Origin of the sequence: Klebsiella sp. OBRC7, assembly GCF_000293135.1 — a bacterium.
Lineage (GTDB): Bacteria > Pseudomonadota > Gammaproteobacteria > Enterobacterales > Enterobacteriaceae > Klebsiella > Klebsiella michiganensis.
On the sequence record NZ_ALNJ01000135.1, the window covers coordinates 1 to 21,370 of the forward strand.

Annotated in this window: 17 protein-coding genes and 2 pseudogenes; 7 read left to right on the forward strand and 12 right to left on the reverse strand. The window is 54.8% G+C overall.

From position 1 onward, the window contains the following. Nucleotides 1-298: pseudogene (locus HMPREF1144_RS24730) on the reverse strand (hypothetical protein); the annotation flags it as partial. Between the two features lie 177 nt (nucleotides 299-475). Between HMPREF1144_RS24730 and ppk1 the strand changes: the two are divergent. Then, nucleotides 476-2,536 (forward strand): polyphosphate kinase 1, encoded by a 2,061-nt coding sequence (ppk1, locus tag HMPREF1144_RS24735; protein WP_004123499.1) that lies wholly within the window; start codon nucleotides 476-478, stop codon nucleotides 2,534-2,536. Nucleotides 2,537-2,539: 3 nt separating this feature from the next. After that, entirely contained in the window at nucleotides 2,540-4,081 is a 1,542-nt protein-coding gene (gene ppx, locus HMPREF1144_RS24740; RefSeq protein ID WP_004853121.1) for an exopolyphosphatase, read from the forward strand. Nucleotides 4,082-4,120: 39 nt separating this feature from the next. On the opposite strand, the gene HMPREF1144_RS24745 is transcribed toward ppx, so the two are convergent. After that, nucleotides 4,121-6,340, reverse strand: coding sequence for an EAL domain-containing protein (locus tag HMPREF1144_RS24745; protein ID WP_004853124.1), 2,220 nt, complete (start codon nucleotides 6,338-6,340; stop codon nucleotides 4,121-4,123). Between the two features lie 370 nt (nucleotides 6,341-6,710). Between HMPREF1144_RS24745 and HMPREF1144_RS24750 the strand changes: the two genes are divergently transcribed. Next, nucleotides 6,711-6,902 carry a YfgG family protein gene (locus tag HMPREF1144_RS24750; protein WP_009654356.1) on the forward strand — a complete coding sequence of 64 codons (192 nt, stop codon included), beginning with the start codon at nucleotides 6,711-6,713 and terminating at the stop codon, nucleotides 6,900-6,902. A 14-nt stretch (nucleotides 6,903-6,916) separates the two neighbouring features. Here the strand turns inward: HMPREF1144_RS24750 and HMPREF1144_RS24755 are convergent, their stop codons facing one another. Beyond that, complete coding sequence (locus tag HMPREF1144_RS24755; protein WP_009654346.1) at nucleotides 6,917-7,804, reverse strand: LysR family transcriptional regulator; 888 nt, start codon at nucleotides 7,802-7,804, stop codon at nucleotides 6,917-6,919. A 98-nt stretch (nucleotides 7,805-7,902) separates the two neighbouring features. Between HMPREF1144_RS24755 and HMPREF1144_RS24760 the strand changes: the two genes are divergently transcribed. Then, entirely contained in the window at nucleotides 7,903-9,099 is a 1,197-nt protein-coding gene (locus HMPREF1144_RS24760; RefSeq protein ID WP_009654370.1) for an MFS transporter, read from the forward strand. Nucleotides 9,100-9,234: 135 nt separating this feature from the next. Here HMPREF1144_RS24760 and guaA read toward each other — a convergent pair whose 3' ends face one another. Continuing rightward, a complete protein-coding gene (gene guaA, locus HMPREF1144_RS24765; protein ID WP_004853173.1) occupies nucleotides 9,235-10,812 on the reverse strand; it encodes a glutamine-hydrolyzing GMP synthase in 1,578 nt (525 codons plus the stop codon). Between the two features lie 68 nt (nucleotides 10,813-10,880). Further along, nucleotides 10,881-12,347, reverse strand: coding sequence for an IMP dehydrogenase (gene guaB, locus HMPREF1144_RS24770; protein ID WP_009654351.1), 1,467 nt, complete (start codon nucleotides 12,345-12,347; stop codon nucleotides 10,881-10,883). A 158-nt stretch (nucleotides 12,348-12,505) separates the two neighbouring features. Here guaB and xseA point away from each other — a divergent pair. The 3 genes and pseudogenes from xseA to HMPREF1144_RS24785 form a co-directional block, all read left to right on the forward strand. After that, nucleotides 12,506-13,892 (forward strand): annotated as a pseudogene (gene xseA, locus HMPREF1144_RS24775) (exodeoxyribonuclease VII large subunit); the annotation flags it as partial. Nucleotides 13,893-13,960: 68 nt separating this feature from the next. Continuing rightward, nucleotides 13,961-14,989, forward strand: a complete 1,029-nt coding sequence (locus HMPREF1144_RS24780) for a M4 family metallopeptidase (protein WP_004853180.1) — start codon at nucleotides 13,961-13,963, stop codon at nucleotides 14,987-14,989. Beyond that, entirely contained in the window at nucleotides 14,986-15,330 is a 345-nt protein-coding gene (locus tag HMPREF1144_RS24785; RefSeq protein ID WP_009654386.1) for a protealysin inhibitor emfourin, read from the forward strand. Before HMPREF1144_RS24780 ends, HMPREF1144_RS24785 begins: the two co-directional genes overlap by 4 nt. Here HMPREF1144_RS24785 and HMPREF1144_RS24790 read toward each other — a convergent pair. From HMPREF1144_RS24790 to hisS, 7 genes are all read right to left on the reverse strand, one after another. Further along, on the reverse strand, nucleotides 15,327-15,542 hold the full coding sequence (locus tag HMPREF1144_RS24790; protein WP_009654352.1) for a zinc ribbon domain-containing protein: 216 nt from the start codon (nucleotides 15,540-15,542) through the stop codon (nucleotides 15,327-15,329). The genes HMPREF1144_RS24785 and HMPREF1144_RS24790 overlap by 4 nt on opposite strands. A gap of 118 nt (nucleotides 15,543-15,660) precedes the next feature. Beyond that, nucleotides 15,661-16,053: a cell envelope integrity TolA C-terminal domain-containing protein gene (locus tag HMPREF1144_RS24795; RefSeq protein ID WP_042928461.1), complete on the reverse strand. Its 393-nt coding sequence runs from the start codon at nucleotides 16,051-16,053 to the stop codon at nucleotides 15,661-15,663. Between the two features lie 55 nt (nucleotides 16,054-16,108). Beyond that, on the reverse strand, nucleotides 16,109-16,486 hold the full coding sequence (locus tag HMPREF1144_RS24800; RefSeq protein ID WP_009654393.1) for a TonB family protein: 378 nt from the start codon (nucleotides 16,484-16,486) through the stop codon (nucleotides 16,109-16,111). A gap of 156 nt (nucleotides 16,487-16,642) precedes the next feature. Beyond that, nucleotides 16,643-18,121 (reverse strand): ribosome biogenesis GTPase Der, encoded by a 1,479-nt coding sequence (gene der, locus HMPREF1144_RS24805; protein WP_009654381.1) that lies wholly within the window; start codon nucleotides 18,119-18,121, stop codon nucleotides 16,643-16,645. A 114-nt stretch (nucleotides 18,122-18,235) separates the two neighbouring features. Then, nucleotides 18,236-19,414: an outer membrane protein assembly factor BamB gene (gene bamB, locus HMPREF1144_RS24810; RefSeq protein WP_004104478.1), complete on the reverse strand. Its 1,179-nt coding sequence runs from the start codon at nucleotides 19,412-19,414 to the stop codon at nucleotides 18,236-18,238. Nucleotides 19,415-19,424: 10 nt separating this feature from the next. Then, a complete protein-coding gene (locus HMPREF1144_RS24815; RefSeq protein WP_004853194.1) occupies nucleotides 19,425-20,045 on the reverse strand; it encodes a YfgM family protein in 621 nt (206 codons plus the stop codon). A 34-nt stretch (nucleotides 20,046-20,079) separates the two neighbouring features. Continuing rightward, nucleotides 20,080-21,354 (reverse strand): histidine--tRNA ligase, encoded by a 1,275-nt coding sequence (gene hisS, locus HMPREF1144_RS24820; protein ID WP_004104483.1) that lies wholly within the window; start codon nucleotides 21,352-21,354, stop codon nucleotides 20,080-20,082. Nucleotides 21,355-21,370 lie beyond the last annotated feature (16 nt).

Genomic DNA, 21,370 nt, shown 5'->3' on the forward strand with positions numbered 1-21,370 from the left:
GCAATTCCGTTGGGAAACCCAGCTCTTTTGCCTGTAAATAAAATCGCAGCCCCTGCTCGCGGCAATACATGGCGAGACGATTAAGGTAGATACAGCGCGCTCTCTGCTGGCTGGAAACGCTATCGTTATAGTGAAAAGGCGTATATCCCTTCGGGGACACCAGCTTACCAAAGAGATCTGCCTGCCCCACCACGATAGTATTAAAGCCATGCTGAGAGGCATACCTGACCAGATTGCATACCGATGACCAGTTCCATATATCCTGATTATTCAGTTCTAACGCCCGCGTCTCCCACATGGTTTTGCTCCTGGATCTCACCTTGCCTTGAACATAACGTAAGTCGTGAAAATCGTCTGTTTTTCTTCGCTATATACTGAAAGAAAACAGTCATACTTCTTTGACATAATTGGACATTCAGTGGCAAAGCTCGCCATAATGAAAAAGCAACATACATCTACCGGAGTGTGAGCTGTAATGGGCCAGGAAAAGCTATACATCGAAAAAGAACTCAGCTGGTTATCCTTTAACGAGCGCGTACTTCAGGAAGCGGCGGACAAAAGCAACCCGCTGATCGAGCGCATGCGCTTTTTAGGGATTTACTCCAATAACCTCGATGAATTTTATAAAGTGCGCTTTGCCGAGCTGAAGCGTCGCATCATCATCAGCGAAGAACAAGGCAGTACCGCGCACTCTCGCCATCTGCTGGGCAAAATTCAGGCCCGCGTGCTCAAGGCCGATCAGGAGTTTGACGGCTTATACAACGAGCTGCTGCTGGAAATGGCGCGTAACCAGATTTTCCTGATCAACGAACGCCAGCTCTCCGTCAACCAGCAGTCCTGGCTGCGTAACTACTTCAAGCTGTATCTTCGTCAGCACATCACGCCAATCCTGATTAACCGCGAAACGGATCTGGTGCAGTTCCTGAAGGATGATTACACCTACCTGGCCGTCGAGATTATTCGCGGGGATACCATCAATTACGCGCTGCTTGAAATTCCGTCAGACAAGGTGCCGCGTTTTGTGAACCTGCCGCCGGAAGCGCCTCGCCGCCGCAAGCCGATGATTTTGTTAGATAACATCCTGCGCTACTGCCTGGATGATATCTTCAAGGGCTTTTTTGATTACGACGCGCTGAACGCCTACTCGATGAAAATGACCCGCGACGCCGAATACGATCTGGTGCACGAGATGGAATCGAGCCTGATGGAGCTGATGTCCTCCAGCCTGAAACAGCGTCTGACCGCCGAGCCGGTGCGCTTCGTTTATCAGCGAGATATGCCCGACGCGATGGTCGAAATGCTGCGCGATAAGCTCTCCATCTCCAACTACGATTCGATGCTGCCGGGCGGTCGTTACCACAACTTTAAAGACTTTATCGGCTTCCCGAACGTCGGCAAAGCCAATCTGGTCAACAAACCGATGCCGCGTCTGCGTCATCTATGGTTTGATAAATTCCGCAACGGCTTTGACGCAATCCGCGAACGCGACGTGCTGCTTTACTACCCGTACCATACGTTTGAACACGTCCTTGAACTGCTGCGCCAGGCCTCTTTCGACCCAAGCGTGCTGGCTATCAAAATCAACATCTACCGCGTCGCGAAAGATTCACGGATTATCGACTCGATGATTCACGCCGCCCACAACGGTAAGAAAGTGACGGTCGTCGTGGAGCTACAGGCGCGTTTCGATGAAGAAGCCAATATTCATTGGGCTAAACGCCTGACCGAAGCCGGCGTGCACGTTATCTTCTCCGCGCCGGGCCTCAAGATCCACGCCAAGCTGTTCCTGGTTTCGCGCAAAGAGGGCGATGAAGTCGTGCGCTATGCGCATATCGGCACCGGCAATTTCAACGAAAAAACCGCGCGTCTTTACACCGACTACTCGCTGCTGACCGCCGATGCGCGCATCACCAATGAAGTCCGCCGGGTATTTAACTTTATTGAAAACCCCTACCGCCCGGTCAGCTTCGATTATCTGCTGGTGTCGCCGCAAAACTCGCGTCGCCTGCTTTATGAGATGATCGATCGTGAAATCGCCAACGCGCAAAATGGTCAGCCGTCGGGCATCATGCTGAAGCTGAACAACCTGGTCGATAAGGGGCTGGTCGATCGTCTCTACGCCGCTTCCAGCTCCGGCGTGCCGGTTAATTTGCTTATTCGCGGTATGTGCTCGCTAATCCCCGGTCTGGAAGGAATCAGCGAAAATATTCGCGTGACCAGCATTGTTGACCGTTTCCTTGAGCATGACCGCGTTTATTGCTTTGAAAACGGCGGCGATAAGCAGGTTTGGCTATCGTCCGCGGACTGGATGACGCGCAATATTGACTATCGTATCGAAGTGGCCGCGCCGCTGCTGGATCCGCGCCTGAAACAACGGGTGCTGGATATTTTCGATCTCCTCTTCAACGATACGGTGAAAGCACGCTATCTTGATAAAGAACTGAGTAATCGCTACGTGCCGCGCGGCAATCGCCGCAAAGTGCGCGCACAGATGGCGATATACGACTACCTCAAATCACTTGAACAGCCCGACTAACCTATGCCAATAAACGAAAATGCCCCTCGGCCGCAGGAGTTCGCTGCGGTCGACCTCGGTTCGAACAGTTTTCATATGGTGATCGCCCGTGTCGTTGACGGGGCAATGCAGATCATCGGTCGTCTGAAACAGCGCGTACATCTGGCCGACGGTCTGGATGAAAACTCTGTACTGAGCGAAGAGGCTATTGCGCGCGGGCTGAACTGCCTGTCGCTGTTCGCCGAGCGCCTGCAGGGTTTTGACCCATCAAGCGTCTGTATCGTCGGCACGCACACGCTGCGCCAGGCGACAAACGCCGCAGAGTTCCTGAAGCGCGCGGAGCAGGTCATCCCCTACCCGATCGAAATCATTCCCGGCAACGAAGAAGCGCGTCTGATTTTTATGGGCGTGGAGCACACGCAGCCGGAGCGAGGCCGTAAGCTGGTCATTGATATCGGCGGCGGCTCTACCGAGCTGGTTATCGGCGAGGATTTCGAGCCTCGCCTGGTGGAAAGCCGTCGTATGGGCTGCGTGAGCTTCTCTCAGGCCTACTTTGCTGGCGGCGTCATCAACAAAGAGAATTTCCAGCGCGCGCGTCTTTCCGCTGTGCAGAAGCTGGAAACTCTGGCCTGGCAGTTCCGCATCCAGGGGTGGAACGTCGCCCTGGGCGCATCGGGCACCATAAAAGCCGCTCACGAAGTGCTGGTGGCCATGGGCGAGAAAGACGGGTTCATCACTCCCGAGCGCCTCGAGATGCTGGTCGAAGAGCTGCTGAAGTATAAAAACTTCGACTCGCTGAGCCTGCCCGGACTGTCTGAAGATCGGAAAGCCGTTTTTGCGCCCGGTCTTGCTATCCTGTGCGGGGTATTTGACGCGCTGGCGATTAAAGAGCTGCGCTTATCCGACGGCGCGCTGCGCGAAGGCGTACTGTACGAGATGGAAGGACGTTTCCGTCACCAGGATATCCGTAGCCGCACCGCGCAGAGCCTGGCGAACCAGTACAATATCGATCGCGAGCAGGCGCGTCGGGTGCTGGAGACCACCACGCATATTTATGAGCAATGGCAGGAGCAGAACCCCAAGCTCGCGAACCCCCATCTGGCGGCGCTGCTGAAATGGGCAACCATGCTGCATGAAGTCGGCTTAAATATTAACCACAGCGGCATGCACCGTCATTCGGCTTATATCCTGCAAAACAGCGATCTGCCGGGCTTTAATCAGGAACAGCAAATGCTGATGGCCACCTTAGTTCGCTATCACCGTAAAGCGATTAAGCTGGATGATTTACCGCGATTCACACTGTTTAAGAAGAAGCAGTTTCTGCCGTTAATTCAGCTGCTGCGCCTTGGCGTGCTGCTGAATAACCAGCGTCAGGCAACGACAACGCCGCCGAGCCTTACGCTGAAAACCGAGGCAAACCACTGGACGCTGACCTTCCCGCACGACTGGTTTAGCCAGAATGCGCTGGTGCTGCTCGACCTGGAAAAAGAGCAGGAATACTGGGAAGGGGTGCCTGACTGGTGGCTGAAAATCAGCGAGGAAGAGAAGCCTGACGCGGCAAGCTAGTTTCGCGCATATGGGCCGGGCATCCGGCCCATTCGCTTATCAATCCTCAACCAGCGCCTCAAGCGGGGCCGGTTTGCCGATATCATAGCCCTGCATATAATCAATCCCCAGCGAAACCACAGCCTGCCGAATCTCGGGCGTTTCGACATATTCGGCCACCACCTGCATATTTTTCATCCTCGCCAGAAGGCAAATAGAGGCAACGGCCTGATAGTCCAGACTGCTGGTCACCAGATTACGGATAAAACTACCGTCGATTTTCAGCAGATCCGCATTCATCGTTTTCAGCCGCGCGTAGCTGGCATAGCCGGTGCCAAAGTCATCAATCGCTACCCGACAGCCCAGCTCCTGGAGCTGTGCCAGGGTTTTTCGTGCTTGTTCAGGATTAGTCAGTGAATGGTTCTCAGTCAGCTCAAAAATAATCTGCCAGGGTTCGATGTCATAATGCTCAAGCAGCGTTTTTACCTGCTGATGGAAGTGGCTGTTACTCACTGAAAAAGGTGAGATATTTATCGCCAGACGCATTCCAGGAAGATTTTTACGCCGCTTGTCCATAAAGATGAGCGTATGTTCAAGAACCCAGCTATCGATGCGCGCCGACAGCCCAAACTCGTGCGCCACCGGTAAAAAGGTATCCGGCATGATGATTTCATCGTCGTCGTTCAGCATCCTGAGCAGCACTTCATGGTAGCTATCTCCCCGAATGCCGACAATCGGCTGCGCCATCAGTATGAAACGATCCTGCTCCAGCGCCTTCACCAGCTGATTCATTATGGTGACTTTGTCTTTCAGCTCCTGCTGCATATTGATGGCTCCGCGGCGCTGTAAATTTTCTGGACTGCCGGTCGCGAGGGAAAGGTCGGCCGCGCTGCTGAGCTCACCCAGCAGTAAATGCAGATGAATCACCGGGGAGCGCACGTTGCAATAGCTAAATCCCACGGGCGGCTGCAGCGGCATACCGTTCCAGACAAAGCGAAACTTTTTGAACTGTTCAAACAGCAGAGGGACTCGCTGCTGATAGTCTTCACTGTTCAGATGGACCACCAGCTCATGCCCGGCCATCTGATAGATATCCTCCCCGGGCTGCAATAGATCGCCAAGCGACTCGGCCAGCAGTTGCTTGTACTGAATGCGCAACAGAACGCCGTAATGGCGGCCCAATATTTCCAGCTCGGGAATGCGTAAGAAGCACAGCACTGACCAGGAGGATTTATTTAACGCCCGGCTCAGCGCGCGGATATTGGGCAAGCGTACAACCGGATCAATAAAGGCCATCCGCCGCATCCGCGCATAAAAAATTCGCTGCTGCGTCGCCAGCATCGCCATATAGGCGATAATAAATGAAAACACCAGATAGCTGGAAGAGGTAATAGCCAGCTGATTACTGTAAATCGGTGACTGCGGGAGATATTGATAATGAAAGTGGATAATAACAATTAAAACAGGGGACCAGACTAATGAAATGAAGCGATAGCCAAAGCGCATCGCCCCCCACAGCATCACCGGCATAAGCAAGGACAAGGTATAATTTGTACTAAAAATAGTGCTTGTACTACTCAGCGGCATTAATAGCAGTACTAATAAAACTAACAGCACTGCCGCCCATAAAATAAACTCTAAGGGCTTTATTTTCGGGTCAATCTGCAGGCGAACCTGAGAAACAAAACCCCGAATATAGAGCGGGTTGCGGATCATTCGAATAATAAAGTAGCATAGCGGCACGCCGGTAAGGCATCCGGCCATCAGGGCCTGGAAGGTGATAAGCGAACGCAAACTTAAAGGGTTGACCTCAATCAACCCGGTCGCGCGAGGATGAATTCCCAAATATTCAGCGATTTGGGAAAGGATAAGAAAGATCAGCGATGGCAGCAACATTTGCCAGAACAATCGCTGAGGCATCAGTCGCACATTACCATGCGAGATTTGCTGCCTTCGCGGGACAAAAACGCGATACCCACCCCAGCAAAGAACGGTCGGAATAAGAAAATGGAAAATCACGCCGATGGAATCTTCCAGCGTCATGCCGCGCGTGATGGAAAGCAGCAAACCGACAACGATCCCCGGTAAAGCAGCCCAGCCGAAAAACAGCATCAGGCTCAGCACTAACGCCAGAGGTAAATAGTAAAGATAAACTTCATTACCATTCAGTACGGCAACGGTGTTCGCCCATCTTGCCAGGGGGAGTAAAAGGATGGGTAAGATGAGCGGCAGCGACCACCATTTATCCCGATATCGTCTGTAAAGTTTAATAATGTTCATAGATGCTCTACGGATAACCCTAAATCCTGCAGGGTATATTCAGGCAGGCATCCAACCAACCGTCATAATCGCGCAAGGAATAACAACGCGGAACTGGCTGGTGATTTTAGTTGTCGGTGAAAATAGACGATTGATATAAATCAAAAAATCACGTCGCTAATATTAATAATGTCTTTTTTTTAACATCAATTTGCTATAAGCAGAAAGCATGTAAATACGAGGATTATCTTATATAACATATATTAATGTTTTACCCCTGGGATTTTTACATCCTCATCAATTGACCCTTCCGCGTTACTGTGCCTTAATACGCACATCGCCCATCCTTTGGGTATACTTTAAGGAACCTTTTGTGAGTCAGGCACCCAGTATGCGTAAACGACATCGATTTAACCGTCGCATGACCCGTATCGTACTGCTTATCAGCTTTATCTTCTTCTTTGGACGCTTTGTCTACTCATCCATCGGTGCCTGGTACCACCATCAGGACAAAAAGCAATCTCAGCAATCCACTATCACCGTTGAACCTTCAGATCCGCTAAAAACGCCAGTACAAAAATAAGCGCGGTACGTTGTTCAGCAGCCGGCCTGAGAGAGCAAACGCAGCACTTCAGCGATGCCTTTGCTGATGATTTTATCCTGCCGCATGACGATGCCTAACTGCCGATACAGACGCGGAGTCAACGATTGTACGTTCAGGCCGACGCGATCCTGCGGATCCTCTACCGCCATACGCGGCACGATGCTGTATCCCAGTCCCGCGCGCACCATGCGCTTAATCGCCTCAATGCTGCCTAACTGCATGACTGGCACGACCATCATTCCATTATGGCGAAACCAGCCGTCAATCAGCTCCCGGGTTCCGCTACCCGCTTCAAAAGCAATTAGCGGCAATGATTGCAGAACCTCTGGCGTCAGCAGCGAGGGCGGGTCGTCCTGAGCATCGCTAAAAATACCGACAAACTCCTCATCTAAAACCGGCGTCACCGCCAGGCTGCGTCCGTTCGCCGGAAGCGTACAAAGGCCCAGATCAAGCCGGTTCTCCTCGATAGCCCGAACCACTTCCAGGGTATTGCCAACCGTGACCCTCACCGTCAGCAGAGGATGATCCTGATGCAGCGTCTGCAGCAGCGGCGGTAAGAGGTGGATACAGGCGGTCGCCCCGGTACCCAACGTTATCGAGCCGCTGATGTCTCGATTGAATTCGCTAACCGATTGCACTGCCGCGCCCACCGCCAGTTCAATCCGCTCGCTGTGCGCCAGAAGGGCGATACCGGCCGCCGTCGCTTTGATGCCTCGTCCTGTTCGCTCAAGCAGTCTGGTCTGCAGAAATTGTTCCAGCTGACGTACCTGCAGACTTACCGCAGGCTGCGACAGCCCCAGCAGGTCAGCTGCGGCGGAAAAGCTTCCGCGCTGTACCACCAGGCGGAACGTCGCCAGATTTCCCAGATTGAGCGTCATCATCACAAAGTTTCTCTTATAAGGGTCATAAATGGATCGGCCTGCCTCCACAATAGCGTGCAGAGTATGCTGCCGACAACAGCGTAACAAAATGGACGATCATGAAAACATCTGCAAAACCACTCTCCGCGCCGGGCGCTGTCACGCTTGCCGCCGGGTGCAACCAGCTAATTAACTGGGGAATCTCATTTTATATGCCCGGCACTTTCGCCAGAGCTATTGCTCAGGAGACCGGCTGGGCCGCAACGGAAATCTACTTTGGCCTGACTATCGCCATGCTGATGATGGCGATGCTCTCCCCGTTTGTCGCCCGGCTACTGGCCCGCTTTGGGGGCCAACGGGTGGTGGTCACGGGGACTCTGATGATTTCAGCGGGCTGCCTGATAATGGCTTACGTCCAGAGTCTGCCGGGCTGGTTAGCCACCTGGGTCCTGACCGGCGCCGGGATGCGTCTGGCGCTCTACGACGCGCTGTTCGCCGCGCTGGTGAATATCTATGGGCAAAGCGCCAGATTAACTATCTCACGCGTGACGCTGGCCGGCGGCCTGGCTTCGGCTCTGTTCTGGCCGCTCGGCGCCGGGTTGTTGACGCAGATGGACTGGCGGCATGCGCTGCTGATCTATGCCTTGTTTGGCCTGCTCAGCGCGATGCTGCTGTGGAAAATGCCAAATCATCGACTGCCGTCAACGAAACGGATAATGCAACGCCAGCGGCTCACCCACCGCGATAAACGCCCTGCCCTCCTGTACGCGTCGCTGATTGCGCTGGTTACCTTTGTTTCCAACGGTACCTCGACGCATCTCCCCGAGTATATCGCCAGCGTCGGGCTTCCTGTCGCGGTGGGAATGCTGTGGGGGATTGGGCAAACCGGCGCGCGCTTTCTCGAAGTGGCTTCCGGTTCTGTCCTTACGCCGTTGCGGCTAACGATACTGACTACCCTGGTGATGCCGCTCTGCTTTGCGCTCGGCCTGAGCGGGCCATATCTGTCGTGGGCGGCCGGCGGATTTGTGCTGGGTTACGGCGCGATCAACGGCCTGACGACCGTATTTAAAGCCACTCTGCCGCTGCAGCTTTTTGCCGCCGAGGATTATGCACGGCGAACCGGTATTCTGTTGATTCCCGCGCAGCTGCTGGCCGCCGCCTCGCCGTTTGCCTACGCGTGGCTGAATGATCATCTCGGGATAAGGGGCAGTTTAGCGATTTCCGCAGCGCTGGCCCTGGTGGTGGCAGCTCTGGCGATGGCCATTGCATGGTGTCAGCGGGAGAATACGCCAGCGGCGATTGACGAACCGGGCTGACAGCAGATACCCGGTGTATGGGTATTTATTGTCTCAGAGAACGCCGTAATCCGGCGATATTGTTAAGAAAAATGCCATTAATGACGTCAATCATTAATGGCATTATTTTTATTCAATTAACGCAAAGAATAAAGTTTATTCCCACTCAATGGTCGCTGGCGGCTTACCGCTGATGTCGTACACCACTCGGGAAATACCGTTGACTTCATTGATGATGCGGTTGGATACACGGCCGAGGAAATCGTACGGCAGATGCGCCCAGTGAGCGGTCATAAAGTCGATGGTTTCAACCGCACGCAGGGAAACGACCCAGTCGTACTTACGGCCATCGCCCATGACGCCGACGGAACGGACGGGCAGGAATACGGTGAACGCCTGGCTCACTTTGTTGTACAGGTCGGCTTTGTGCAGCTCTTCAATGAAGATTGCATCCGCGCGGCGCAGCAGGTCGCAGTACTCTTTCTTCACTTCACCCAGCACGCGCACGCCCAGACCCGGCCCCGGGAACGGGTGGCGGTACAGCATATCGTACGGCAGACCCAGTTCGAGGCCAATCTTACGCACTTCATCTTTGAACAGCTCGCGCAGCGGTTCAACGAGGCCCATCTTCATCTCTTTCGGCAGGCCGCCCACGTTGTGGTGAGATTTGATGACGTGCGCTTTACCGGTTGCGGAAGCAGCGGACTCGATGACGTCAGGGTAGATGGTCCCTTGCGCCAGCCATTTCACGTCTTCCAGCTTCAGCGCTTCTTCGTCAAACACTTCAACGAACACGCGACCGATGATTTTACGCTTCGCTTCCGGATCGTTTTCGCCCGCCAGCGCAGCCAGGAAACGCGCCTCGCCTTCGACGTGAACGATGTTCAGGCCGAAGCGATCGCCAAACATATCCATAACCTGCTGGGCTTCATTCAGACGCAGCAGACCGTTATCCACAAAGACGCAGGTCAGGTTTTTGCCGATGGCGCGGTGCAGCAGCATGGCGGTGACGGAGGAATCCACGCCGCCGGACAGGCCGAGGATCACTTTATCATCGCCAACCTGCTGACGAATGCGCTCAATAGCATCGTCGATAATTTTGGCCGGGGTCCACAGCGCTTCACACTGGCAGATATCGCGTACGAAACGCTCCAGCATGCGCAGACCCTGACGGGTGTGGGTGACTTCCGGGTGGAACTGTACGCCGTAGAAACGCTTCTCTTCGTTAGCCATAATGGCGAACGGGCAGGTTTCGGTGCTGGCAACGGTGACGAAGTCAGACGGGATGGCGGTGACTTTGTCGCCGTGGCTCATCCAGACGTCCAGCATCGGCTTACCGTCCGCGCTCAGCGCATCTTCGATACCGTGAATCAGGGCGCTATCGGTCTGCACTTCAACCTGCGCATAGCCGAACTCACGTTCATTAGAGGCTTCAACGTGGCCGCCCAGCTGCATCGCCATGGTCTGCATGCCGTAGCATACGCCGAATACCGGCACGCCGGCTTCAAAGACATACTGCGGCGCGCGCGGGCTGTTATCTTCGGTGGTGCTTTCCGGGCCGCCGGAAAGAATAATGCCGTTAGGATTAAACTCACGAATTTGAGCTTCAGTCACGTCCCATGCCCACAGTTCACAGTAGACACCTAATTCACGAACGCGACGCGCAACCAGCTGGGTGTACTGAGAACCGAAGTCCAGGATAAGAATACGATGTTTATGAATGTTATCCGTCATTGACGATAATTCCGAGGCAAGTGATACAGGTTAAATAAATCGCCCGGCGCGTGGCCGGGCGATGAAAATCAGGAGCCCATGCGGTAGTTCGGGGATTCCTTGGTGATAGTCACGTCGTGAACGTGGCTCTCCTGGATACCCGCGCCGCTGATGCGCACGAATTCCGCTTTGGTCCGCAAGGTGTCGATGGTACCACAACCGGTCAAGCCCATACAGGAGCGCAGGCCGCCCATCTGCTGGTGAATGATCTCTTTCAGGCGGCCTTTATAGGCGACGCGGCCTTCGATACCTTCCGGTACCAGTTTGTCGGCGGCGTTATCGGTCTGGAAGTAGCGATCGGAGGAACCTTTAGACATCGCGCCAAGGGAACCCATACCGCGGTAAGATTTGTACGAACGGCCCTGGTAGAGTTCGATTTCACCCGGGGATTCTTCAGTACCGGCCAGCATTGAGCCAACCATGACGGCGGCTGCGCCCGCGGCAATCGCTTTCGCAATATCGCCGGAGAAACGAATACCGCCGTCGGCGATAACCGGGATACCGGTGCCTTCCAGCGCTGCAACCGCGTCAGAAACGGCGGTGATCTGCGGAACGCCCACGCCGGTCACGATACGAGTCGTACAGATGGAGCCAGGGCCGATACCCACTTTCACCGCGCTGCAGCCGGCTTCCGCCAGCGCACGTGCACCCGCGCCGGTCGCCACGTTGCCGCCGATGATTTGCAGGTCAGGATACTTCGCACGGGTATCGCGGATACGCTGCAATACGCCTTCAGAGTGGCCGTGAGAGGAGTCGATCAGCAGAATATCTACGCCCGCGGCAACCAGCGCATCCACGCGCTCTTCGTTACCGGCGCCCGCACCCACCGCCGCACCGACGCGCAGGCGACCCTGCTCATCTTTACAGGCGTTCGGTTTACGCTCCGCTTTCTGGAAATCTTTAACGGTGATCATGCCGAGAAGATGGAAGCTGTCATCCACAACCAGCGCTTTCTCAACGCGTTTTTCATGCATTTTGGCAAAAACCACTTCGCGGCTTTCGCCTTCGCGAACGGTCACCAGACGCTCTTTCGGCGTCATATAAACGCTCACCGGCTGATTCAGGTCGGTGACGAAACGCACGTCGCGACCGGTGATGATGCCGACCAGCTCATTGTCTTCGGTCACCACCGGATAGCCAGCAAAACCGTTGCGTTCAGTCAGCTCTTTCACTTCGCGCAGGGTGGTGGTCGGCAGGACGGTCTGCGGGTCGGTAACCACGCCGGACTCATGCTTCTTCACGCGCTTAACTTCTTCCGCCTGGCGCTCGATGGACATGTTTTTATGAATAAAGCCGATGCCGCCTTCCTGTGCCAGGGCAATTGCCAGACGCGCTTCCGTCACGGTATCCATTGCAGCAGAGAGCATTGGAATATTCAGACGAATGGTTTTCGTCAGCTGAGTGCTGAGATCGGCGGTATTTGGCAGAACGGTTGAATGAGCGGGAACGAGGAGGACGTCGTCAAACGTCAGGGCTTCTTTAGCGATACGTAGCATGGGCAATATCTCGACCAGGGTGGATAAATATTGCCGTGGCATTATACAGAGCGTAACCGATTGCATCTACCCTTTTTTGCAAATAATACTTGCGATCCCCTCCCAGCAGGTTACTATCGACTGAATAACCTGCTGATTTAGAATTTGATCTTGCTCACATGTTGCCATCTCAATCCCCCTCAATTTACACGGTTAGCCGCCTTAATCAGTCGGTTCGACTGCTGCTTGAGCGTGAAATGGGTCAGGTATGGATCAGCGGCGAGATTTCCAATTTCAGCCAGCCCTCTTCCGGCCACTGGTACTTCACCCTAAAAGACGATAACGCCCAGGTGCGCTGCGCGATGTTCCGCAACAGCAACCGCCGCGTGACGTTCCGTCCGCAGCACGGGCAGCAGGTGCTGGTCCGCGCCAATATCACGCTGTACGAGCCGCGCGGCGATTATCAGATCATCGTGGAAAGCATGCAGCCTGCGGGCGAAGGTCTCCTGCAGCAGAAGTATGAACAGCTCAAGACCGCGCTGGCGGCGGAAGGCTTGTTCGATCAGCAGCATAAAAAAACGCTCCCCTCTCCCGCGCACTGCGTCGGCGTCATCACCTCTAAAACCGGCGCTGCGCTGCACGATATTTTACACGTGCTCAAGCGCCGCGATCCTTCCCTGCCGGTGATTATTTACCCGACCGCCGTCCAGGGAGAAGATGCGCCGGGGCAGATCGTTCGCGCGATTGAGCTGGCCAACGCGCGCCAGGAGTGCGACGTGCTGATTGTCGGGCGCGGCGGCGGTTCGCTGGAAGATTTATGGAGCTTTAACGATGAGCGAGTGGCGCGGGCGATTTTTGCCAGCCCTATTGCCATCGTCAGCGCCGTAGGCCATGAGACTGACGTCACTATCGCCGATTTTGTCGCCGACCTGCGCGCCCCGACGCCCTCCGCGGCGGCAGAAATGGTCAGCCGCAACCAGCAGGAGCTGCTGCGCCAGCTCCAGTCCGGGCAGCAGCGCCTTGAAATGGCGATGGACTACTTCCTTGCCAACCGCCATCGTCGCTTTACCCAGGTTTTTCACCGTCTGCAGCAGCAGCATCCTCAGCTGCGGCTGGCCCGTCAGCAAACGGAGCTTGAAAGATTGCGTCAGCGCATGCGTTTCGCTCTTGAGACGCAGATAAAGCGCGCCGACCAGCGCCAGCAGCGCGCCGCGCAGCGCCTGAATCAACAAAATCCGCAGCCGCGCATTCACCGCGTCCAGAGCCGTATTCAACAGCTGGAATACCGGCTGGCGGAAAACATCCGCGCGCGTCTTGGCGAACAACGTGAACGCTTCGGTAATATGGTCACGCATCTGGAAGCCGTCAGCCCGCTGGCGACGCTCGCCCGCGGCTATAGCGTCACTTCCGCCAGCGACGGTAAGGTGCTGAAACAAACGAAACAGGTGCGCGAGGGAGACGTTCTCACTACCCGTCTGAACGATGGCTGGGTAGAGAGCGAAGTGAAGAACATCACGCCGGTGAAGAAAACCCGTTCCCGCAAAAAAGCCGGATAAGCCTGCCATTTCGAGCGAGGATAACTATACTGCTGTCATGCCCTTTTTAAACGGTTCTATCCGGCTAAGGAGCGTGATATGCCAGATGCTTATCCTCGTTATGTGATTCCGCCCTACATTTTACGCCGCATTGTCGATCGTGGTTCCCTTCAGCAGCAGCGCTGCGCGCAGAATACCCTCAGCCACGTTCAGACCCTGATGGCGCACGTTCCGGGGCGCCCTGCCGCGCCCCACGTCACCACGCCGGGCCTGCTTGAACGCGATATTTATGATGCCGGGCAGACCCAGGATCTGCCGGGTACCCAGGTCCGTTTTGAGGGACAGCCCTCCAACGGCGACGTTGCCGTTGATGAAGCCTATGACTATCTCGGCATCACCCATGATTTTTTCTGGAAGAGCTACCAGCGTGATTCGCTGGATAACCGCGGATTAAAGCTCACCGGCAGCGTCCACTATGGTCACGAATATCAAAACGCGTTCTGGAACGGTCAACAAATGGTGTTTGGCGACGGGGATGGCGAGATTTTTAATCGTTTTACTATCGCCATTGACGTGGTGGCGCACGAACTAAGCCACGGCGTGACGGAGAGCGAAGCCGGTCTCATCTATTTCGAACAATCCGGCGCGCTGAACGAATCACTTTCCGATGTTTTCGGTTCGCTGGTCAAACAGTATCAGCGCCAGCAGACGGCAGACAAAGCGGACTGGATCATTGGCGAGGGGCTACTCGCGAAAGGCATCCACGGTAAAGGTCTGCGCTCTATGTCGCAGCCTGGCACCGCTTATGATGACCCTATCCTTGGCAAAGACCCGCAGCCCGCGCATATGAAAGATTTTGTTCATACCCAGCAGGATAACGGCGGCGTGCATATCAATTCCGGCATTCCTAATCACGCCTTTTATCTCGCCGCCAGCGCCCTCGGCGGTTTTGCATGGGAGAAAGCGGGATACGCCTGGTACGACGCGGTGTGCGATCAATCTCTGGCAAAAGACGCCGATTTCTTAGCCTTTGCGAGGCTGACAATTCGCCACGGCGAGAAACGCTCTGGCAAAGAGACCGCAGAGGCGATTACTCAGGCCTGGGAGCGGGTCGGAGTGGTGCTATGAATCTTGCCGATCTTAGCGATGATGCGGTGATTGAGCTGGCGCGCGAGGGTGGCGTTGCCTGGATCCCTGCGCTCAGCGGGATGCGTAAGATCGTCGTGGCGAAGCTCAACGAGCAACAGAAGCAGCGGATCGCGACGATCCTCCAACAGTCGCTCCCACTGGGCAAGCCGCCGGGCCAGCCCGACTCACCTGGCCGGGGCGACCAGCGTTTTTTTCGCATTCAGATCGTCAGCGAACAGCACTACCACAGCCTGATTATTCTCATCCCGGAGGATCGTGCGCCAGATTCACTGGTTGAACTCTGGCGCGACGGTGAAGGCTGCGTCAGCGATAAAGATTAAATCGGCACAAACTCGACGCGTTTCTTCGAAATCAGCCCGTGGCCATTCTGGCAAAAATAATCCACCGCGCCGCAGGCTTTTAACACATCCAGCGGCTTGTGGCAGTCCGGGCAGCGGGCTTCGACAACATACTCTTTCGCACAACGCTCACAGCGGGCGCTATTGCCCTGCACAGCAAGCTGCGCATGGCACACGGGGCAATCAAATTCCATGGTGACTCCTGACGACGGGTTTATCGCTTTATTTTATCACGGTTGCACAATCTGTGGCTGCTGCCACTCATTAGCCTGCGGCAGGTTATTCGCCCCAGGCGGTCCGCCACCTTTGATTTTATTCACCCTGCATACTGAATCGGGACTGAGCAAAAGCATCATAGACCTGCTTATCGGTAAACGGCGGAAAAGTGGCCCGTTTAGCGGCATCAACCAGCGCGGCACAATAGGCTTTATGACCTTCACTCGTTGTCACGCTATTCAGTTTCCCCTCATCGCTAAATCTCAGATGTATTATGCATTTTTTTCCCGTCCAGCCGTAGCGATTGGATAACCGGGAATCAATAGACTCTTTTATCGCTCTCGCCTGTTTGCCATATTTATCGTCATCGCTGAAGCGTCCGGAGCTACAGCTCCCAAGCGCTGATGTTTTATGACAGTCAGAAGGATGAAACGGCGTACAGCTGCTGGCTAAAATAACCAAACCGACCATCACTATTGTTTTTTTCATATCCTGCCCCATCGTTTGACACGATTCTCCCTACGCTCATTTACTGCGTTATACTTTAGCGAAAAGGGACGCCGCTGCTTTGAATACTGCCGGGCTGGTTTGGCGCTGGCACCTCTACACAAGGCGGCCCCGGCATGAAATGAATGGTAATGATGTTATTGCTGGAAGGCTTCCCTTTGACGTATCGCCATTTTTCCATTGCGGCCCTGACTTCATTATCAAACATTCCGGAAGGATCGGAGCTTAATAACCGAACGTGAGTCACCCGCCCATTCTCATCAACGTCAAATTGCGCTTTAACCTGACCCGGTATCCCTTTTTTTTCGGCTTTCGCGGGATAAGCAGGCTTAACGCGTGGTTCAATCGGTTGTGATTCAGCGGCACAGGCTATGGGAATAAGAAACAGCATCAGGAGGGTTAAAAAGCGTTTCATTCAGACCTCATTGTCACAAAAAATATTTATCCTCCCTGGTTTTTCTCACATTTATAACCTGGCCTCAAGCGAGTTTATTATTATGCTCATGTACAATGGCGATAATAAAAAAAGCCCGGCGGATGCGGGCTTTAGGTTTTGATGCTGGCAAATAGCTTATTTGCTTTTCTTGATGTGCTTAATCAAGCGCTTACGCTTACGCATCTGGTTCGGCGTCAGGGTATTGCGTTTGTTGGCAAACGGGTTTTCCCCTTCCTTGAACTGAATACGAATCGGCGTGCCCATCACTTCCAGCGATTTACGGAAGTAGTTCATCAGGTAGCGTTTATAAGAATCCGGCAGATCTTTAACCTGGTTACCGTGAATAACCACGATCGGCGGGTTATAACCACCGGCGTGGGCATATTTCAGCTTCACGCGACGGCCGCGCACCAGCGGCGGCTGATGGTCTTCAGCAGCCATGGTCATGATGCGGGTCAGCATAGCGGTACCCACGCGACGGGTTGCGCTGTCGTACGCCTCACGCACGGATTCAAACAGATTGCCTACGCCGCTGCCGTGCAGCGCGGAGATAAAGTGCACGCGGGCAAAGTCGATAAAGCCCAGACGGAAGTCCAGGGTCTCTTTCACCTGCTCTTTTACTTCCTGGCTCAGGCCGTCCCATTTATTGACGACAATCACCAGCGAACGACCGCTGTTGAGGATAAAGCCCAGCAGGGAGAGATCCTGATCGGAAATCCCTTCACGCGCATCAATCACCAGCAGCACCACGTTGGCGTCTTCAATCGCCTGCAGCGTTTTGATCACCGAGAATTTTTCGACGACATCGGTAATTTTGCCGCGCTTGCGCACGCCTGCGGTATCGATAAGGACGTATTCACGCTCATCGCGCTGCATCGGGATGTAGATGCTGTCACGAGTGGTTCCCGGCATATCGTAAACCACCACACGATCTTCGCCCAGAATACGGTTGGTGAGCGTTGACTTACCCACGTTCGGGCGGCCCACAATCGCCAGCTTAAACGGCAGATCCTGCGGGTTAAAATCATCTTCCGGCTCTTCAACTGCTTCGCCGTTCTGCTCCGCTTCAAACTGCGCCCAGTATGCCGCGTCTTCGTCCACTTCTTCCGGCGGGTTCACCTCGTCAACCCACGGCAGCAGCACGTGCTCAAGCAGGCTGGTAACGCCGCGACCGTGTGAAGCGGCGATAGGATAAATCTCGCCTAACCCCAGCGACCAAAAATCGGCAATCGCCTGATCGGCATCGATACCGTCAGTTTTGTTTGCCACCAGGAAGGTCGGTTTTTCACGAGAGCGCAGATGTTTAGCGATTGCCGAATCCGCCGGCATCAGGCCCGCACGCGCATCGACCATAAACAGCACCACGTCCGCTTCTTCGATTGCCAGCAGCGATTGTTCCGCCATCCGCGTTTCTACGCCATCTTCGGTACCGTCGATCCCGCCGGTATCGATACAGATAAATTCGCGGCCTTCCACTTCAGCACGACCGTACTTACGGTCACGAGTCAGCCCCGGGAAATCCGCGACCAACGCATCGCGAGTGCGCGTTAAGCGGTTAAAAAGCGTGGATTTTCCAACGTTAGGGCGCCCGACAAGCGCGACCACAGGTATCATGTTAAATGCCTCATACTAAAATCGATACAACGCCATTTTCACGGCGTTTTTAAAAAAGCCAAAACGGCCCCTGTCTGCCAGGGGCCGTTTCTCAAAAATAGACTACCGCTGTTGTTAACGCGTAATCGCGTACAGCGTGCCGTCTTTCGCCTGAATCAGCAGTTTGCCGTCAGCAACAACCGGATCGGTCAGGAAGCCTGAGCTGTCCACCTTCTGCTGAGCCACAAAGTGACCATCTTCAGGGTTGACCCAGTGCATATAGCCTTCGCTATCGCCAACAACCAGGTTGCCATTATACAGCACAGGCGCCGTCAACAGGCGGTGCAGCAGATCGCTTTGCGTCCACAGCGTCACGCCGCCGTCGGTGGTGAGCGCCAGCAGACGGTCGTTTTGATCAACCAGGTAAATACGGTTGCCGTCGACGATGAAATCGTTCACTGAACCCAGCTCACGTTTCCACATAATCTGGCCGCTGCGTAGATCCAGCGCCGTCAGGTTGCCGTTGTAGGCCAGCGCATAAATCACCCCGTTCACGATAACCGGCGTCGTATCGACGTCGTTGAGACGGTCGATTTCAGTCGGACCGGTGGCGGTAGAGATACGCTGCTGCCAAATCATCTGGCCCTGCTGCATCAGCACCGCGCTGACGCGACCGTTATCGCCGCCCACAATCGCTGCGCCGTACGCGGTAGCCGGTGCGGATTCGCCGCGCAGAGAGAGCGCTGGCATATCCAGGTTAACGGTCCATTTCACCGCGCCGTCAGCTTCGTTCAGCGCCTGCAGCTGACCGTTAGTAGTATGAATAAGCACCATACCGTCGCTGACGACCGGACGGGAAATCGCTTCACCCGCCACGCTCGCTTCCCATGCGACGGTACCGTCGCTGGTGTTCAGCGCGTAAACTTTCGCTTTTTCGCTACCGATATAAACATGGCCGCCGGAAACGGTCACGCCGCCGGAGAGCAGCGCAGGAGCGCGGGAGAACCAGCCGTCTTTCTCGGCCAGGTTAACCGACCACACCTCTTTGCCGTCGCCTGAATTCAGGGCTTTAACTGTGCCTTTACGATCGGCGGCATACACGACGCCATCAGCAAAAGCCGGGTGCAGGTTAGAGTAGAATTCGCCAATACCGCCGCCAACGGAGGTGCTCCAGGACGTGGACGGCGTAAACTGGTTTTCCACCGTCGGCAGTGGCGACATTTTCACCACATCTTCTTCGCTGTTAAACAGCGAACAACCGCTCAATAAGGTAACGGAAAGCAGCCCTGGCAAAAGTAATTTACGCAATTGCATCGAGTCCCTCTCAGATGGACAAATTATTTATTTTCATACGCATCATTTCGCTGAGCGCCGGTGAAGCATCGCTTTTTGCGCCCGCTTCCCATGCCGCTTTCGCCCCTTGCTTATCGCCTTTGCTCAGCAGGATCTCACCGCGCAGGTCGGCGACAATCGCGGTCCAGCCTTCGCCTTTCACGGCATCCAGGGTTTTCAGCGCGGCATCAGGCTGCTTAAGCTGCAGCTGGACGCGAGCAAGACGCATATTGATAACCGATTTCAGGTTATCATCAGAAGCCGCCGTAAGCCCCTGCTGAAGCTGCTTTTCAGCGTTCTGCAGGTCGTTTTTATCGACAAACTGCTGCGCCAGCTCAAGAGACGCAAACGCACCATAGGTGTTTTTGCTGTCGGCGGCAAATTTCTGCGCAGCGTTCAGCGCTTCTGGTTTATCCGATTTGAGCGCGGAAATCGCATTTTCATAAGCCAGAGACGAGCCTCTGGCGGTGTCCAACTGATGGGAGGTCCAGTAGCGCCAGCCAACCAGCGCGCCAACGCCCAAAATCACCCCGACGGCCAGCGCTTTGCCATTTTCAGCAAAGAAGCGCTTCAGCGCGTCGACCTGATCGTTTTCGTTATTGTAAAGTTCCACGCAGTCCTTCTCCTGACTAATGTTTCCCGGGAAATTAACCCAGAAGTGTGCGCAAATGCGCGGCAACGCTATCCTGCGTTACGGTAGTTTGCTCACCTGAGCGTAAATCTTTCACTACCACGTTTCCGTCAGCGATTTCTGCTTCGCCCAGCACCAGCGCAACACGAGCGCCCCATTTATCAGCGCGAGCAAACTGCTTCTTAAAGTTGCCGCCGCCGTGGTTGGTCATCAGCTTAACGCCGGGTAACGCATCGCGTACCTGTTCAGCCAGACGCATTGCTGCGGACTGGGTGTCAGTTCCGGAGGCTACCAGGTATATATCGACAACAGGATCGGCTTTAAATTCCGGATTCACTGCCTGAACCAGTAAAACAAGACGTTCCAGCCCCATCGCAAAGCCGACGCCAGGCGTTGCGCGACCGCCAAGCTGCTCAACCAGACCGTCATAACGCCCACCGGCACAGACGGTTCCCTGTGAGCCGAGGCTGGTGGTAACCCACTCAAACACGGTGCGGTTGTAATAGTCGAGACCGCGCACCAGACGCTGATTCACGGTATAGCGAATACCGGCATCGTCCAGCAGCGCGCAAAGCCCGGCGAAGTGCGCTTTGGACTCTTCGTCAAGATAATCACCCAGCGTCGGCGCATCGTTCAGCAGCGCCTGAACTTCCGGGTTTTTAGAATCCAGCACGCGCAGCGGGTTAGTGTACATGCGGCGTTTGCAGTCTTCATCGAGCTTATCCTTATACTGCTCAAGATAAGCCACCAGCGCGTCGCGATAGCTGGCGCGAGCTTCCAGCGAACCGATAGAGTTCAGCTCAAGGGCAACGTGGCTGGAGATCCCCAGTTCGCGCCACCAGCGGGCGGTCAGCATGATCAGCTCGGCATCGATATCCGGCCCCTGCAGACCGAACGCTTCGGCGCCAATCTGGTGGAACTGACGATAGCGGCCTTTTTGCGGACGCTCGTGGCGGAACATTGGCCCGATATACCACAGGCGCTGTTCTTGATTGTACAGGAGACCATGTTCGATGCCGGCGCGTACGCAACCCGCCGTACCTTCCGGACGCAGGGTCAGGCTATCGCCGTTACGGTCCTCAAAGGTATACATCTCTTTTTCAACCACGTCGGTCACTTCGCCGATAGCGCGTTTGAATAACGGGGTCTGCTCTACAATCGGCATACGGATTTCGCTGTAACCGTAGCTACCAAGCACCTGCTTCAGTGAGCCTTCAATGCGCTGCCAGAGAGCGGTTTCGCCCGGCAGATAATCGTTCATGCCACGGATGGCTTGAATGTTCTTTGCCACGTTTATTCTCTTTATA